Source organism: Flavobacterium tegetincola DSM 22377, from assembly GCF_000425485.1.
In the GTDB taxonomy this organism is placed as follows: Bacteria; Bacteroidota; Bacteroidia; order Flavobacteriales; family Flavobacteriaceae; genus Flavobacterium; species Flavobacterium tegetincola.
Genome location: NZ_KE384385.1, coordinates 173,199 through 190,319, shown reverse-complemented (window position 1 = coordinate 190,319; position 17,121 = coordinate 173,199). Strand labels below are relative to the sequence as shown.

The 17,121-nt window shown below is 34.8% G+C and carries 16 protein-coding genes; 9 read left to right on the top strand and 7 right to left on the bottom strand.

What is annotated here, in order from left to right; genetic code table 11:
* Window positions 1-185 precede the first annotated feature (185 nt).
* The 7 genes from H602_RS0114090 to H602_RS0114060 all read left to right on the top strand — a co-directional run bounded on the left by H602_RS0114090 (window position 186) and on the right by H602_RS0114060 (window position 4,666).
* Complete coding sequence (locus tag H602_RS0114090; protein ID WP_026978583.1) at window positions 186-371, top strand: hypothetical protein; 186 nt, start codon at window positions 186-188, stop codon at window positions 369-371.
* Window positions 372-389: 18 nt separating this feature from the next.
* The gene (locus tag H602_RS0114085) at window positions 390-701 is read left to right on the top strand and encodes a zinc ribbon domain-containing protein (RefSeq protein WP_026978582.1); all 312 of its coding nucleotides are present in this window, start codon (window positions 390-392) and stop codon (window positions 699-701) included.
* 14 nt (window positions 702-715) lie between these two features.
* Window positions 716-871 carry a hypothetical protein gene (locus tag H602_RS19965; RefSeq protein ID WP_157505082.1) on the top strand — a complete coding sequence of 52 codons (156 nt, stop codon included), beginning with the start codon at window positions 716-718 and terminating at the stop codon, window positions 869-871.
* Entirely contained in the window at window positions 864-1,226 is a 363-nt protein-coding gene (locus H602_RS0114075; RefSeq protein ID WP_035759671.1) for a hypothetical protein, read from the top strand. Before H602_RS19965 ends, H602_RS0114075 begins: the two co-directional genes overlap by 8 nt.
* 96 nt (window positions 1,227-1,322) lie before the next feature.
* Entirely contained in the window at window positions 1,323-1,550 is a 228-nt protein-coding gene (locus H602_RS0114070) for a CDGSH iron-sulfur domain-containing protein (RefSeq protein WP_026978580.1), read from the top strand.
* Window positions 1,551-1,799: 249 nt separating this feature from the next.
* Window positions 1,800-3,992 carry a M12 family metallo-peptidase gene (locus H602_RS0114065; RefSeq protein WP_026978579.1) on the top strand — a complete coding sequence of 731 codons (2,193 nt, stop codon included), beginning with the start codon at window positions 1,800-1,802 and terminating at the stop codon, window positions 3,990-3,992.
* Between the two features lie 134 nt (window positions 3,993-4,126).
* Complete coding sequence (locus H602_RS0114060) at window positions 4,127-4,666, top strand: DMP19 family protein (RefSeq protein WP_026978578.1); 540 nt, start codon at window positions 4,127-4,129, stop codon at window positions 4,664-4,666.
* A gap of 180 nt (window positions 4,667-4,846) precedes the next feature.
* Here H602_RS0114060 and H602_RS0114050 read toward each other — a convergent pair whose 3' ends face one another.
* From H602_RS0114050 to H602_RS0114025, 5 genes are all read right to left on the bottom strand, one after another.
* The gene (locus tag H602_RS0114050) at window positions 4,847-5,425 is read right to left on the bottom strand and encodes a hypothetical protein (protein ID WP_157505080.1); all 579 of its coding nucleotides are present in this window, start codon (window positions 5,423-5,425) and stop codon (window positions 4,847-4,849) included.
* Between the two features lie 278 nt (window positions 5,426-5,703).
* A complete protein-coding gene (locus H602_RS0114045) occupies window positions 5,704-6,288 on the bottom strand; it encodes a DUF6705 family protein (protein WP_157505078.1) in 585 nt (194 codons plus the stop codon).
* Between the two features lie 18 nt (window positions 6,289-6,306).
* Window positions 6,307-7,713 carry a hypothetical protein gene (locus H602_RS0114040; RefSeq protein ID WP_026978575.1) on the bottom strand — a complete coding sequence of 469 codons (1,407 nt, stop codon included), beginning with the start codon at window positions 7,711-7,713 and terminating at the stop codon, window positions 6,307-6,309.
* A gap of 258 nt (window positions 7,714-7,971) precedes the next feature.
* Window positions 7,972-9,207: a 2-oxoglutarate dehydrogenase complex dihydrolipoyllysine-residue succinyltransferase gene (odhB, locus tag H602_RS0114030; RefSeq protein WP_026978574.1), complete on the bottom strand. Its 1,236-nt coding sequence runs from the start codon at window positions 9,205-9,207 to the stop codon at window positions 7,972-7,974.
* 82 nt (window positions 9,208-9,289) lie between these two features.
* A complete protein-coding gene (locus H602_RS0114025; protein ID WP_026978573.1) occupies window positions 9,290-12,091 on the bottom strand; it encodes a 2-oxoglutarate dehydrogenase E1 component in 2,802 nt (933 codons plus the stop codon).
* Between the two features lie 132 nt (window positions 12,092-12,223).
* On the opposite strand from H602_RS0114025, the gene H602_RS0114020 reads away from it, so the two are divergent.
* A complete protein-coding gene (locus tag H602_RS0114020; RefSeq protein ID WP_157505076.1) occupies window positions 12,224-12,721 on the top strand; it encodes a hypothetical protein in 498 nt (165 codons plus the stop codon).
* Between the two features lie 123 nt (window positions 12,722-12,844).
* On the opposite strand, the gene H602_RS0114015 is transcribed toward H602_RS0114020, so the two are convergent.
* Together H602_RS0114015 and H602_RS0114010 are read right to left on the bottom strand one after the other, a co-directional pair.
* Entirely contained in the window at window positions 12,845-13,198 is a 354-nt protein-coding gene (locus tag H602_RS0114015) for a hypothetical protein (protein ID WP_026978571.1), read from the bottom strand.
* A 40-nt stretch (window positions 13,199-13,238) separates the two neighbouring features.
* Complete coding sequence (locus tag H602_RS0114010; RefSeq protein ID WP_026978570.1) at window positions 13,239-14,267, bottom strand: LacI family DNA-binding transcriptional regulator; 1,029 nt, start codon at window positions 14,265-14,267, stop codon at window positions 13,239-13,241.
* 161 nt (window positions 14,268-14,428) lie between these two features.
* Between H602_RS0114010 and H602_RS0114005 the strand changes: the two genes are divergently transcribed.
* Complete coding sequence (locus H602_RS0114005; protein WP_026978569.1) at window positions 14,429-17,074, top strand: TonB-dependent receptor; 2,646 nt, start codon at window positions 14,429-14,431, stop codon at window positions 17,072-17,074.
* Window positions 17,075-17,121: the final 47 nt, after the last annotated feature.

The following is a 17,121-nucleotide window of genomic DNA, read 5'->3' as shown; positions in this document are numbered from 1 at the left end:
TGATGAAAAATCAGGAGGATGTTCCCTCCAGTCGGGGCTATTATAAAATCTTTAGGCTTCTTTTTATCTTTAGGCTTTTAAAAAATTAATGTCATTTATAATTCTGACGGAGATTTGCATACCATTAAAGTTCTCGACTGTGTGCTGTCTCAACTTTTCTTATCTTTGCAACACAAATAGTTATCATGGCAAAAGGCCCAGAAAAAAACACGAAGAACAAAGCATTACATACCAAATTACTGAATCGGAAGAATGCTAAAATTGCACAAGAAAAAAAGGACAAAGCAGCTCGTTTAAAAGTATTGATTACCAAAATGAATCAGCAACATAAATTGGATCCATCTATGCCAGAGTCCATTTCAGAAAAATAATTTTAATTAGTGAACGGAATGAGTACCTCATATATAAAGTGTCCAAAATGTGGAACAGAGAATGTAAATAACGATTATTGCAGTAATTGTGGTGCAATTATAAACGGTGTACTCGAACGGAAACTAGAAAGAGATTTAAAAAATCAAGACAGACGAGATGCCGAAAATGCTGAAGCGCCAAGCAAGGTGGAGTTATTTTTGAAGAAAGGATTAGAACACCCGAATTTAATTATTCGCATTTTTTTCAAAGTGGGATATGGGATTTGGTTTTTCTTTGCCGTCATAATTGGCGGTATGATTGCAGCAATAATTGGAGCTGCAGCAGGTTAATTAAAAATTACACTATGAAAAATTCTATACAAAAACAGCAACATTCAATTAAAGAAAACAGTTTCGTTTTTAAAAATAAATACGCAGCTAAAATCTTTAATTCTACTTGGGGATTAGGAGCGCTTTTAGCGGCAATTTCTGCTTGGACTGCTGGAATGTTATATGTTTAAAAAAGTAGTTTATGGGATTATGGTTGTAATCGCTGGTGCAATTTATGTCAGACAGCGGTTGCAATTGCCACTTCCGGAACTGGTCAACAATTACGTCAATGATTTACTTTGCATGCCACTTCTGCTTGGCGCTCTGACCTTTCTACTTCGTGGACTTAAGGGCGACAAAGACTTTAGGTTTTCACTTCTATTCGTGCTTTTTATGGCAAGTTATTATTCGGTTTATTTTGAATATTATTTGCCTAAAGTAAATCCACGCTATACGGCAGATTGGATGGATGTGGTGCTGTATTTTACAGGCGCGATTGCTTACTTTTTGCTGGAAGGCAAAAAATCAAATCAGACTTTAAAATAGCAGGCTCAAGCATTAAAATAGAATTGTTTTAAACTACTTTTCCACCATTGAATTATAAATATATTTTGCAACCTTTGAGTTCAAAAAAAACACAAAATGAGTAAGACAAAATTGACGATCAGTAAAAACGGATTTATCAAAGTAGAAGGTGATTTTGAAATCGTAGATACGGAAGGAGTAGTTTATAATGTGCAAGGTAGAACTTCATTAGGCCTTTGCCGATGCGGATTGTCTGCAAACAAACCTTTTTGCGATGGAGCACATAGAAACGGTTTTGAACATGAAGCGGCTGCTTTTGATTTGCCACCAATGAAAACAAAATAAGAGATCTTTAGATTTATAAATGAGCTGCATTCTTTTGGGTGCAGCTTTTTTTATGGCATTAAAATGAGATGGTATTGCGTATGGTTTCGCTTAAATATATTGTTTTCACTTAGTTGCAATTTGGATGTAAAATTTACTTCTTATAAAGTTTTGTATCGTTTTCTGTAAAAATTTATGATTTGATGAAGGGAAAAAATTATTAATTTCCATAAGTTTTCGCTTAATTTGTGATCCACTTTAATAATTAAGATGCAATATACTATCAAATACATTAAATTTATTCTTTTTACAACGTGTTCTTTATTGTTTTTTGCGAGCGGTACTGCACAAAATAAAATAGGGGAAGAAGTACAAAAACTACAGCTGCAAAGCACAGTATTTGCACCACTATCAGTATTAACTGTGGATACGTCCATCAGCAAGAAAGATATTGATCAAGCAGTAACGGGTGCTACGGTGGCAAAAGTAAACTTGAATCAACTGAATCAACTGGTTTCAAATCCACTGGATTTTATAGAACTTGAGATTCCGTATCAAAATCAGCAGTATAAAATCTTATTGTACCGTGTAAATCCTTTTTCCGATGGTTTTTCCATTGATACCGACAAATGCACCGCTATCGTCTACCAAAAAGGTGTGCATTACCGTGGAATAATAAAAGGTAATCCGACTTCAATTTCGGCCTTTAATTTCTTTAATGGCACGTTCAATGGGATGTTTTCGTCGCAAGAATTGGGAAATGTAGTGGTAGGTAAAATTGACAAACCAAATAACCAGAGTGATTACATCGTTTATTCGGATGCTAATTTTTTAAAACAAAATAATTTTGAATGTCATGTAAAGGAAGATGCTACACCCATAACTACTTCAACTTTAAGTAGAGAAGCAACGACCACTAAATGTGTAACATTTTACTTTGAAGTGGATTATAATTTATTTGTTAGTAACGGAAGTAGTTCGACCAATACTGCAAATTGGGCTACATCTATCTTTAATAATGTGCAAACATTGTATGCTAATGATGGAATTACAACATCATTAAACTCAATGTACATTTGGACGAGTCCCGATATTTACAATAATGTAGGCACAACTTCAATTGCCTACCTAGAGGCTTTCGCCAATAACAGGCCTTTTGTTAATAGTGATGTTGGAATGCTTGTTGGAATTGATCCAGGCGGATTAGGTGGTGTTGCTTATTTAAACGGCCTTTGTACGGATTACAATTACGGTTATTCTGATGTAGATGGAATTTCAATTGTTACGGTTCCCACATATTCTTGGACTACTGAAGTTATGACGCACGAATTAGGTCATTTAATGGGTTCGCCACATACACATGCATGTTCTTGGAACGGAAATAATACACCAATTGACGGATGTGGATCGCAAGCAGGTTATCCAGAAACGGGTTGCACGATTGTAGGACCCATTCCTGCTCCAGCGGTTAAAGGAACGATTATGAGTTATTGTCATTTGATACAAGGTGTTGGTATTAGTTTTGCAAATGGTTTTGGATCGCAACCCGCCACCTTAATAGCAAATACCGTAAACTCAAAGCCATGCCTGAGTACGAATTGTACCAATTGCAACAATACAGTTACGGATATTGAAGCCAATGCGATTTCCGAAACTGCAGCCACATTAACGTGGGATGATTTTGAAGATGCCGAATCTTGGCAAATATCAGTTACACCTTATACCGCTTTACCAGTTTGGACTACGGTGGTGCAATCCACTTATCAGGCTTCGGGACTGCTTCCAAATACGTATTACAAAGTTAGAATCAGACCCATTTGTACTGCTACGACGGCAAAAATTAGAGAATTTATTTTTATGACTGCTGGAAATTATTGTGGAGGTTTAAATTTCTATGATACAGGTGGTGCCAATGGTAGTTATGCCAACATGGAATCATTTACAAGAACGATTACGCCAAATGTACCTTCTCAAAAAATTGTGGCTACTTTTACGCAATTCTCGTTAGAAGACGACTACGATTACTTATATATTTACAATGGAGGCGATGCGTCTTTTCCTGAGTTTAATGACGGAGATGGATTTACAGGTACAGACACGCCTGGAACAATAACGTCTACGGCTATTGATGGCTCGTTGACATTTAGATTCTTTTCGGATCAAGGTGTTACCGCTTCAGGATGGAAGGCAGTAATTAGTTGTCAACAAAGTTTAGGTAGTACTGCAAATAATTATTTAGATTTTACGTATTATCCAAATCCAACGCAAAACACTGTCACTTTAAAATCCAATACCAATATTACAGAGATTGAAGTGTTTAATATTCAAGGTAGAAAACTGTTTGCGCAAAAGTTAGAAACATTGGAATCAAGTGTGGACTTATCTGCATTTGCCTCTGGGACCTATTTCTTTAAAGTGAAATTTAATGATTTTGAAAAAAACTTCAAGATTTTGAAATTGTAAAATTTCTTTAATTCTATTAATAAGCTGTACTATTTCAAGTACAGCTTTTTTGTTTTAGGTCAAGTAATGCAAATAAATACGTAGAAACTGAACAAATTTTGTGAAATTTGCAAAACACATTAAATAACAATCAAATGGAATTCGGTAAAATTTTAGTTTCAGAAACGGCAATGAATAGTGAAAATGTGCAAGACATCATTCACTCCAATATTTCCATTGTCAATTTGCTTCGGGAAGAAGGTGTTTCGGATGAATTGATTCATGAAGATGCGATTATGAGCTACTATTTGGATTATTATTGGACTCATAATTCCCAAGGAGGTTTTGCACAGTTTGTGCATCAATCCGGTTGGGACAAAGAACTGAACGAACTGATTGAAGAAGGTTTGGCATTAATTGGTGCTGAAAAACATTTGGAATACTTTCAACAGCAATCCAAAAAAGTCAAATTGATGAGTAGCGTAAAATTGACTAAATTTCTAAAAGGAAAATTGGACGGTGTAAATCCTGTGAGAGATTCTTTAAACAACGAAGCTTTCTTTGAATTAGAAGAAAACCTAATTGAACTGAATGCTACTTTCTTAAAAACACATCCCGATTTTGAAGCGCTTCCTATTGATGAAATCTTCGCAGTTTTAGAAGAATTTGTCGGTCATGAAATAAAGAGAGATTAATTTATTCCAACTTTGGAAAACAAAAAAAATCCCGTTTCAATTGAAACGGGATTTTGTATTTAGAATCTAAAATGAATTCAGATTGACAAATTTTATAACTCCAATGATTTTTAGCATCACCATTCAGCAACAATTCTATTGGATTTTCTAACGCTTCTTTGATTAATTCTTGCAAAAAAATTATTGCTTTGTCAAAGTTACATTCACGGTTGGAATATAAATTGGGATTTCTGCTTGTGTGAGATAAGGACAGTTGTCGGGCATCCAAAATTCATCAAAACGATATTGATAAAAAAGTTCATTAGGGTTGCCAAGATTTCTGATCAATTTAATTTTTCCTGTATTATTACATAAATCTGGATCCATGTAGAGAAAATAAATTTGATTGTCTTTGCCTGTACTTATGCTTGTTATTTTTGCATCTTTAAGATTGCTAATGCCATACGTATTTGCAAACTCTAATTGTGTGGTAAGATCTATCACTCTAAATTTGATTATTAAGTAATCCTTATAGTAATAGTTACCATTGGGGGAAGTTATTAATTGTTTAGTGCTTTTTTGGATACTTACATCCATTTTTTTACCTTCCCATTGTGTTTCCCAATTGCCTAAATAAGGTAAATAGACATTGTCAATGTCTTTTACGTAATCACCATTTTCTGTAGATAATAGGTCGTGACTAAGAGGTAAAATGTTGCCTTGCTGACTTTGAACATTGAAACTCATTAGAAGTAAAATGCAAACTATATTATTTATCATATCTCATCAAGTTTGAAAAAATGAAACCATTTCTTAAAGATACATTTTATTATTTAGGATTAATTAGTTTTTTGCTTTCCTTTAAAGTTTTACTGATGCGTCAAAATTTATGCAAAAAAAAATCCCGTTTCGATTGAAACGGGATTTGTATTTAGAATCTGAAAATGAATTCAGATTGACAAAACTATTTTAAAACTCCAATGCTTTTTTAGCATCACCGTTCATCAATAAATCTATTGGATTTTCTAACACTTCTTTGATTAATTCTTGCAAAAAAATTATTGCTTTGTCAACGTTACATTCACAGTTGGAATATAAATTGGGATTTCTGCTTGTGTGAGATAAGGACAGTTGTCGGGCATCCAAAATTCATCAAAACGATATTGATAAAAAAGTTCATTAGGGTTGCCAAGATTTCTGATCAATTTAATCTTTCCTGAATTATTACATAAATCTGGATCCATATAAAGAAAAGAAAGTTGATTATATTTGCCTGTACTTATGCTTCTTATTTTTGCATCTTTAAGATTGCTTATGGCATACGTGTTTGCAAACTCTAATTGTGTGGCAAGATCTATTACTCTAAATTTAATTATCAAATAATCCTCGTAGTAATAATCGCCATTAGGAAAAGTTAATAATTGTTTAGTATTTTTTTGAATAGTAATAGTCATTTTTTTACCTTCCCATTGCGTTTCCCAATTGCCTAAATAAGGTAAATAGATATTGTCAATGTCTTTTATGTATGTTCCATTTTGAATTTTAAGAGTAGGGTCATGATTCAATGGTAAAACAATATTTTCTTGGCTTTGAGCATTTAAAGCTCGTAATAGAACCATGCTTATTATTAGTATATATTTCATAATTATTTTTGTTAATTGTTATTTACATGGGATAACTACACGATCACCGTTTTGTATTTGCACTCGATTCCATTCTGTCAAATTATCTGCAGCAGCTATAAATAGTCCTACTTTATCACTAAGTCCATGTGTACTTAACAGCCTTAAAAACATTATCTGTAAGTTAATAGAACTTAGTTTATTAGCATCAACCAATTCTTCAACTTTTTTCTCATATTCTTTGCCAAATTCTGTCCAATTAGTATTAAATATAGTAGTTGCAGGATCCAAAATTTTTATAGCAAATGAATCATGAGAAGAAATCATAATACCATAAGCATCTTCATAACTCAATCCAGCATCGACGGCATTTTTTTTACAATCACGTATTAATCTAAATAAATCTTGTGTAGAAAAAATCTTAACAGTATGAGCAATACCATTATCAGTTATATAGTCATTTTGATGAGTATGTACATAGCCAATCATTTTATGTGTTGTTGGAAATATAAGTTTATGGGTTCGTGGTTCAGCCGTGCAATCGCTATATACAATTTCACCCGAAATAGCATTCCTACTTTCCGCAAATCCATTTTCATTGGGTTGGGATAATACAGTAGGAGTGTTTAAAGCATCCACTTTATTTTTGAAAATGGGGTTTTGACTTTTTTTGTTTAAAGCAATACAAGGTTGAACGGGTTTGGTAGACGGAAAAACAGGAACTGTAACCACCGGAGTTAGTCCTCCGCCTCCAGGACTTCCACCATTACCAGGAGTAGCTCCACCGCTTCCTGAATTGATACAATCTAAATTATAAGTCATCACGATAACAGCTGGTTGAGGGCCCTCCGGAAGACCTTCCCACGTGCATCCAGTACCAAATTCGTGATTATCACTACTATCACAAGGAGTAGAGGGAATTAAAACAATCTGCTCCGTTAAGCAGTCCAGTGCCATATTACGTCCTCTGCTTAATATAGTAGTAGCAGATGTACCTTTAACTAGGTTTTCAACAAATATTTTCCCTGCAAAATCAACATATAGACCCATTTGAAATTTTTGTTGTTCTTCTTTCGTTAATTCGTAACCGAAAATAACTTCATTAAAAGTTCCGTCGCTTTCGCTACTTAAAACTAAATTTTCAGTCAAACTTTTCTCGCCCTCTCGTGTTATCAAAAAAGTGTAGGAACGATAATTATTGTTCTGCAAGAAATAAACATTTTCAGTATCTACTTCAAAATCATGAATTTTAACAATTCGACTTAACGGGTTGGAGTCCTTTTGGGTATCCTGACTTTTTAACTTGTTTAATCGGTCAATAATTTCGGGAGCTGTGCTTTTTACTTCTTCTAAAGAAATTTTCTTAAATTGATACTCACTTTTTTTGCTTGACGGTAATTCAACTTCATCAATTTGACAACCAAAAAATAAAAGTGGAATCAGCAAGTAAAACAGCCACTTTCTTTCTTTCTTTCTTTCTTTCTTTCTTCATAACATTTTATGTTAAGTATTAAATTATGTTAAATATAATATTTATTATTTGTTTATACAAAATTTATTTTGTGTTTATTTGATTTTTCGGTAATATTTGTGTTTTTTTTTATTGCTTAATGCGGGGTTTGTAAACAAAAAAAATCCCGTTTCAATTGAAACGGGATTTGTATTTAGAATTTGAAATGAATTCAAATTGACAATATTGGAATTTTACAACTCAAATGCTTTTTTAGCATCTCCATTCAACAACAATTCTAACGGATTTTCTAACGCTTCTTTAATCGCAACTAGGAAACCAACAGACTCACGACCGTCGATAATTCTATGGTCATAAGAAAGTGCCACGTACATCATTGGGTGAATTTCCACTTTACCGTTTACGGCAATTGGACGCTCAATAATGTTGTGCATTCCTAAAATCCCAGATTGAGGAGGATTGATAATTGGCGTAGATAACATACTTCCAAAGACACCACCATTTGTAATGGTAAATGTTCCACCAGTCATATCGTCAACAGTAATTTGTCCGTCACGCGCTCTGATTGCTAATCTTTTGATTTCCGCTTCAACACCGCGGAACGTCAAGTTTTCAGCATTACGAACTACAGGAACCATCAAACCTTTAGGTCCTGATACTGCAATTGAAATATCGCAGAAATCGTACGCTACTTTATAATCGCCGTCCATCATTGAGTTTACATCAGGATACATTTGCAATGCTCTCGTAACTGCTTTTGTAAAGAAAGACATATATCCTAAACCAACACCAGCGTGTTTTGCTTTAAAGGCATCTTTGTATTCGTTACGGATTTTGTTGATAGGCGTCATGTTTACTTCATTAAATGTAGTCAACATTGCTGTTTCATTTTTTGCGGCTACTAAACGTTCTGCCACTTTTCTACGCAACATAGAAAGTTTAGAACGCTCTGAACCACGGCTTCCGCCTGTTGGAGTTCCCATTGAAGGTACTGCATTTACAGCATCATCTTTAGTAATTCTTCCGTCTTTTCCTGTTCCTTTTATATCAGAAGTAGGAATATTTTTTTCATCTAAAATTTTACGAGCTGCCGGAGATGGTGTTCCAGAAGCGTAAGTTGCAGCAGCTGCTTGTGGCGCTTCTTTCTTTACTTCTGCTTTTGGAGCTTCCACTTTAGCCTCTTCTTTTTTAGTCTCTGCTACTGGAGCCGCGTCTGAAGCACCAGGCTTTGCTGCTGAAGTATCAATCAAACATACTACAGCGCCAACTGCTACTGCATCACCTTCTTCTGCTTTTAGCGTAATGATTCCGCTTTCTTCAGCAGGTAATTCTAAAGTTGCTTTATCAGAATCCACTTCAGCAATTGCTTGGTCTTTTTCTACATAGTCACCATCTTTTACCAACCAAGTTGCAATTTCAACTTCTGTGATTGATTCCCCTGGTGAAGGGACTTTCATTTCTAAAATCATGTTCTTTTAGGTTAAAAGGTTATAGATTTAAAGTTTAAAATTGCCAAGTGGAATTCTAAACTTTAAACCTGAAACTAATATTTTAATTAAATAAATTTTTGTCAAAAACCATGGCTATTGCTGAAGCGTGACGTTTTTTAGAACGTGCGTAACTTCCTGCCGCTGGAGCACTGTATGCTTTTAAAGATGCCAAACGCAATTTTACCAAGTCGAAGTTCATCAACATAAAGCTATAAGCTCCCATGTTTTTTGGTTCTTCTTGAGCCCAAACGTAATCGTCCGCATTTGGATAACTTGCAATAACGGCTTTTAATTGCTCCACTGGTAATGGAAATAATTGCTCGATTCTAATAAAAGCTACATCCGTTCTGCCGTTTGCTTCTCTTTCTGCAACTAAATCATAATAGAATTTACCGGTACAGAAAACTAATGATTTCACTAATTTTTTGTCTGCAATTGGATCGTCCAATACTTCTTGGAAACTTCCGTTTGCAAATTCGTCCACTGTAGAAACTACGGATGGATGACGCAATAAACTTTTTGGAGTAAAGACAATTAATGGTTTTCTAAACGTCGTTTTCATTTGTCTTCTTAACAAGTGAAAAAAGTTGGCTGGAGTTGTACAATCGGCAATAAACATGTTGTCTGTTGCACCCATTTGTAAATAACGCTCCATTCTTGCAGACGAATGTTCCGCTCCTTGACCTTCATAACCGTGTGGCAATAACATTACCAAACCGTTTTGATTGTTCCATTTATCTTCTGCAGCAGAAATATATTGATCCAACATAATTTGAGCTCCATTGCTGAAATCTCCAAATTGTGCTTCCCAAATGGTCAATGTTTTCGGACTTGCCAAAGCATAACCGTAATCAAATCCAACTACTCCGTATTCTGAAAGTAATGAATTGTAGATTCTAAATTTACCATTTGAATTGTCTGAATTTGCATTCAATTGATTCAATAAAATGATGCGTTCTTCTGAATCTTCTGATTTTATAACGGCATGACGGTGCGAGAATGTACCTCTTTCCACGTCTTGACCGGACATTCTAACGTCGTATCCTTCAGTTAGTAATGAGCCATAAGCCAATAATTCGGCCATAGCCCAATCCAACTTATCGCTTTCGAAGAACATCGATTTTCGGTCGTTAATCAACTTCTGAATTTTGTTGAAAAACTTTTTATCTTCTGGCAAAGTGGTAATCACCTTTGCAATGTCTGTCAAAGTTTCTTTAGAAAAAGTAGTGTCTACTTTCTGAATCATTTCAGCTAATTCTGCTTGCGCGAATCCTTGCCATTCATTTTGCATAAAAGGCGTAATGATTGTCAGCTCTTTTTTACGAGAAGCTTCAAGGTTTTCTTCTAAATCTGCTTTATATTTTGCTTCTAATTCTTTTACATAATCGCCTTGAATTACACCTTCAGCGAGCAATTGAGCTGCATAAATGTCTCTTGGGTTTTGATGTTTTGCAATTAGTTTATATAATTTTGGTTGTGTAAAACGAGGTTCGTCACCTTCATTATGTCCGTATTTTCTATAACCCAGAAGGTCAATAAATACATCACGGCCAAATTCCATACGGAAATCTAGCGCAAATAACATCGCGTGAACTACTGCTTCCGCGTCATCTGCATTAACATGCAATACCGGAGACAAAGTTACTTTTGCAATATCAGTACAATATGTCGATGATCTTGCGTCTAAATAATTTGTTGTAAATCCAACTTGATTATTTACCACGATATGAATTGTTCCGCCTGTTTTATAACCTTCCAACTGTGCCATTTGCACAATTTCATACACAATTCCTTGTCCTGCAACTGCTGCATCTCCGTGAAGTGCGATTGGTAAAACTTTAGAATTGTCATTAGGAAAGTAATGATCCTGTTTAGCACGCGTAATTCCTTCAATTACAGCTCCAACCGTTTCTAAATGCGAAGGGTTTGGTGCTAAATTGATATTGATGCTTTTGCCTGATTTTGTTTTTCTGTCAGCTGTAAGTCCCAAATGGTATTTTACGTCACCGTCAAAAAGAGCGTCGTCGTCGTAGTCTTTTCCGTCAAATTCAGAGAAAATGTCTTGTGTGTTTTTGCCAAAAATATTTGCCAAAACGCTCAAACGACCACGGTGTGCCATTCCCATTACAAATTGTTCTACTCCTTTATCCGCTGCAGCTTCAATTAAAGCATCCAATCCAGGAATTAAAGATTCTCCACCTTCAAGTGAAAAACGCTTTTGACCCACATATTTGGTATGCAAAAAGTTTTCAAAAGAAACGGCTTCGTTCAATTTTCCTAAAATATTTTTCTTCTGCTCTGCAGAAAATTTAGGGAGATTATCATTGTAGCCAATTTTTGCTTGAATCCAATTGCGAATTTCAGGATCTCTAATGTACATGTATTCCACACCAATATGCTGGCAATAAATGTTATCTAGATGTCCTAAAATTTCTTTTAAAGTACAAGGTGCAATTTTAAGTGCTTTTGCAGCATCAAAAACAGTACTCAAATCCTTGTCAGATAAATCAAAATTTGATAAATCCAATGTCGGTTGATATGTTCTTCTATCGCGAACTGGGTTTGTTTTAGTAAACAAGTGGCCACGCGTTCTGTAGGCTTCAATTAAATTTAAAACATTAAATTCCTTTTGAAGTTGATTGGAAACGATCGAACAATCTTGTCCTTGACCTTGAGTATTTGCGGCAACAGCCGCCATTTGCACCGCGGGACTTTCGTCGTTATAGGTTGTAGAGCCAAAATCAAATCCTTGAAAGAAACTTCTCCAGCTTGGCTCAACGCTGTCAGGATTTGCTAAATATTGGTCGTATAATTCGCCAAAGAATTCTGTGTGAGCTGCATTTAAAAATGAAAACCTATCCATAATATATATTGAATGTCCTAATTTTAATAAAAATGATTAGGCAAAAGTACAACAATTACCACACTCTAATAAATATTTTATACTTTTATGACTTAAACTTATCTTAAAGAGAATATGAAATCAACGAAATATATGAAATCAACATTTTTAGGTCTTATTGTTGCAATTTTTTGCGTACCAATTGCTTCAGCACAAAATTCTACTCCTTTTTCCGAGCGCATCCATTATGGTGGAACTTTAGGTTTGAGCTTTGGATCTGGTTTTACAAACATTGTGGTGGCACCAAGTGCGATCTATGACGTCAATCAATATTTTTCTGCAGGAGCTGGAGTGCAAGGAAGTTATGTGAGTTGGAAAAACAACTTTGAATCCTATATTTACGGAGCCAGTTTAATTGCTTTAGTGAACCCTATAGAACAAGTACAATTATCAGCAGAATTGGAACAACTTCGTGTCAATACTACTTACGAAGATAATTTTAAGGATAACTTTTGGAATACCGCACTATTTGTTGGTGCAGGTTACCGGACCAATAATGTAACTATTGGAGTGCGTTATAATGTTTTGTTTAAAGAAAGAAACAATGTATATAATGAGGCTTTTATGCCGTTTATTAGAGTTTATTTTTGATTAGAGAATTTTTTAAAATGAATAATCCCTAACTAATTGTAAGTTTCTTTTTAACATCTCACAATAACTCTTAACTAAGTTGAAATTTTCAATAAGACAAAAAAAATTGAGTGAAAAATAAAGTTACAATTTATTCCTAAACCAAACTTTCTGCCATTCTCTTTTCAAAATCAAAAAAGCAACTTGACCCGATAATTCTGAAATATCAGAACCGTCTAACTTTTTAATTTCAGTTTCAGAAACATCAACGATATAAAGTAGATTCAGATATTCGGCAAATTTATATTGAATCAATCGATAGATTTTTTCGTGTAAAATCGTTTTCAAATCTTCCGCCGAACTAAGTAGTGGAATATCAATAGACTCATTTGCCAAACTAAAATCCTTGTTCAATTGTGCTATTAATTTTTGGTACAAGTTTTCTTTTTCGGCTTCAGAAAGTAGTAGATCAGCGGATTGAGGTGCAATGAATTTCATGCGATAAAGTGTTTTTTGGTTACGGCAAACTAATTTAAATTTATATTCTAACCGTAGATTCTCTTTCAATAATTTCTGTGGGAAGCGTAATAGTTTGGTGCTTAATTGGGACGTGATTTTTTGCTTGAATGATTTCATCTATTAATATAGAAACAGCCTTAAATCCAATATCATAACCAGGTTGATTGACAGTAGATAGTTTTGGTGAAATTACGGTGGACATGAACCAATTACTAAAACCAATTACAGCAATCTGTTCAGGAATTTTAATCTCCACCTCGTTTAAATATTTTATAATTCCAATGGCTACTAAATCTGTAATGGCAAAAACTGCATCAATTTCTTGCTGACTTTCAACCATTTTTTTTGCATTTGCATATCCGTCTTCAAAATCTGTATTGTGGTCGCACATAAATACTAAATTGGGATCAAAAATAATTCCGTGGTCTTCCAGTGCTTTTTTATAACCTAAAAAACGATCTATAGAATTTTGAGGAACCAGAGAACCGCGGAAATGAGCAATTCGCTTGTAACCTTTTCCAATTAAATAGGATACAGCATCGTAAGCTGCTTTCCGGTCGTCAATTACCACTTTTGAACAGTGTACCATCTTGGCAATTTTATCAAATAACACCACTGGCGTTTCTTTGTTTAATACTGCATTAATGTGCGAAAAATCATCTGTTTCATTCGATAATGAGATGAGAATTCCATCCACTCTTTTTTGCATTAGTAAAGAAATTTGCTTTTTTTCCAATTCGTACTTTTCGTTGGATTGCAAAATAATTACGAGGTAACCTCTTTTTTCTGCTTCATCTAAAATACCGTTTAATACACTTGAAAAAAAGTGATGTACCGTGGTGGGAATGATAACACCAATTGTTTTGGTCTGATTGGTACGTAAATTTACAGCATTTTCATTGGGAAGATAATTCATTTTCTCCGCCATTTCAATGATTCGAGCGCGTGTATCTTTATTAATATCGGGATAACCTTTAAGTGCTTTTGAGACGGTTGTTACGGAAACACCAACTGCCGCCGCTATATCTGTTAGCTTTGTATCATTCATGCACTAAAAGTAAACAATTTATGATTAAGTACTTACTTTCTTTACCGAAAACGTTTTCGGTGGTTTCGAAAACGTTTTCGGAACAAATTTCTTATTGAAACGTTAATAAGTACTTAAATTTACCATTCAACAAACTCTATTAGTAATTAAAACAAAATATTATGAAACAATTTGACTTTTATACAACAGGTTTTATGCTGTTGTTACTGTTGGTTTTTCAGCCTTCAAATGCATTTGCGCAAGGAAACGGTTCCATTTCAGGAAAAGTTTTCGATGAAAATGGACGTACTGTTCCCGGTGTAAATGTTTCTTTAAAAAATGCGGATAAAAATGCGGTAACAGATGGAGATGGGAATTTTAAATTTTCCAACGTGGCCGCTGGCGTATACACAATGATCGCAAGTAGCATAGGTTATTCTGCGGTTGAAAAAGAAATTTCAATAGCAGCGGGCGAAAATAAAATCCAAGATGTGAAACTTGCCACATTAACCGAAAGCTTAAATGAAGTGGTCATTACAGGATCTTCAAATCCAAGAACAAAGCTGGAATCAAGTATTGCCATTACAACTTTAGGTGCCAAAGCAATTGAAAATAGAGCACCATTGAGTACAGCGGCACTGCTACAAACCATTCCTGGATTTGTTGTGGAAACGTCGGGCGGTGAGGTAGGAAATAATTTATTTGCAAGAGGAATTCCTTCTGCTGGAGCTTATGAATATGTTCAAATCCAAGAAGATGGATTGCCTGTTTTTGAAGACGGCGCGTTGCAATTTGCCAATGCAGACAGTTTTTATCGCCTGGACGAAACATTAAGTAAGATGGAAGCGGTTCGAGGTGGCTCGGCATCCATTTTTGCTACAAATGCTCCTGGAGGAATTATCAACTTTATTTCTAAAACGGGACAAAACGAGTTTAAAGGAAGAGCAAAATTTACTACGGGTGATTATGGATTGTTTAGAAACGACCTGAACTTAAGTGGTGCTTTAGTGAAAGATAAATTATTTTTCAATGTAGGTGGCTTTTACCGCGTGGATGAAGGTATCAGAGAAACTGGTTTTTCTGCAAACAAAGGAGGACAGATAAAAATGAACTTGACGTACAGGTTTGACGATGGTGGCTATTTCCGAATTAATTATAAAAAATTAGACGATAGAAATGCTTTTTTCTTGCCTATTCCCCTTAAGAGTTCTAATGGTAAGATTGAAGGAATTGATGGATTTAATCCAAATTATGGAACGCTGACTTCGGTAAATTTCTCAAACTTAAATGTACCGCAATTTGGCGGAGGAACTTTTAAAGCAGATTTAGAAGATGGAGTGCATCCGGTTGTAGATGCAATTGGTGCTGAATTTAAAAAGAAAATAGCAGATAAAATAACGGTCAAAAATGCATTTAGAAATACGCAAATCGATTTAAATTACAATGCTATTTTTCCAAATGGTGGACCTTGGACTCAAGCAGCTTACACGGATATTGTTCCAGGAAGCACCGGAAATGCAGCGGATTACCAGTTTACTTATGTTGATGGAGGAGGAAATTTAGATCCAAATTCATTGGTGATGCGAGCCGATCATTGGTACATTCACAAGAAAATGCAAAACTTTGCCAATAATTTATCTTTTACATTTGATTTAGAGCCACTGACTATTACTGCGGGATATTATTATTCCAATTGGAAATCTAACCAATATTGGAACTGGAACAGTTATTTAGTAGATGTTTCAGACAATCCAAGATTGCTGAATGTAGAAAACACAACAACGGGTGTAAATCATACTTATAACGGTATTGAGAGAATTACATGGTTGGAACGGGATGCTCAAACTAAAGGGCTTCTTAATGATATTTATGTGGATGCGGAATTTGAAGCTTCGGATAAATTGACATTGAATGCAGGTTTAAGATATAATAAAGACAAATATTCAGGGTATAGAGATAACGCACGTTTTGGAGCGGAAAATTTAGGAATTCTAGATGATAATACAGCTGATGATGCGGTAACTACCATCATAGGTAATCCATATACATATTGGCGATATGACGTAAGTGAAATTTCCTACACAGGTGCGGTAAATTACAAATTCAATGATAGAATGGCTTCTTATGTTAGATACAGTCACGGCTTCAGATCGCCAATTGAGGAGGCTTTTTATGACAATGCTGCTGATTTAAGTAAGTTGGAAAATACCATGGTCAATCAGTTAGAATTGGGGTATAAGTTTGCAAATTCATTTATTTCCTTAAATGCCAATTTGTTTCACATGAATTTAGAGAATGTGGCCTTTACGGATATTTTATCAGATGGTTCTTCTGAAAATAAATTTGCCGATATCAATAATGTTGGACTTGAAGTAGAAACCAATGTACGCTATTCTATTTTTAGATTGGGATTAAACTTTACGTTCCAGAAACCAGAATACGATAATTTTACAGGAACCAACGGCGATGGATCTGAATTTAATTTTAATGGAAATACGGCAAGAAGAATTCCAACTTTCTTCTACACGTTGCGTCCAGAAGTGGACATTACAAAACAGTTAGCTGCTTATGTAAATGTGACTTATTTTGACAAAAAATACACCAATCAAGACAACAAACAAGTTTTACCCGCTTTCAATGAAGTTGGAGCAGGATTAAGTTACACCGTTAATAATTTGAGATTTGGGTTAGACGGTTCAAACTTGTTCAATGCAATTGGTTTAACAGAAGGAGATCCAAGGCAAACTACTTCTTCGTCAAGCGATGTATTTATGGCACGACCAATATTAGGACGGACCTTTAGATTGTCAGTAGCTCTAGATTTTTAATAATTGAATTGTTTAGTTAATAGTTTCCAAATGCTGTTCTCAAAGAC